Genomic DNA, 288 nt, shown 5'->3' with positions numbered 1-288 from the left:
GAGCTGATGGGCGGCACCGTCGGCGTGGGCAGCACCTTCTGGTTCACCGCACGGCTCGAGAAATCCGCCGCCGCCGACCCCACGCCGGAGGCCGCCGGCCAGCCCAGCACCGAGGCCCGCCTGGGCCAGGTGGCCAGCGGCAAGCGCGTGCTGCTGGTGGAGGACGAGCCGATCAGCCAGATGGTGGCCGAAGATCTGCTCGACGGCTTCGGGCTGCAGGTCGACAAGGCCGACAACGGGCTCCAGGCCGTCGACCAGGCCGGCCGGCAGCGCTATGACCTGATCCTG

At 71.9% G+C, this 288-nt stretch carries 1 pseudogene; it reads left to right on the top strand.

Going from position 1 to position 288, the window contains the following annotated elements:
* Positions 1-288 (top strand): annotated as a pseudogene (locus L6Q67_RS23405) (hypothetical protein); the annotation flags it as partial.

This window comes from Zoogloea sp. (genome assembly GCF_023150065.1).
In the GTDB taxonomy this organism is placed as follows: Bacteria; Pseudomonadota; Gammaproteobacteria; order Burkholderiales; family Rhodocyclaceae; genus Zoogloea.
Note: the sequence above shows the minus strand (reverse complement) of the source record. Positions and strands in the feature narration are given on the sequence as shown.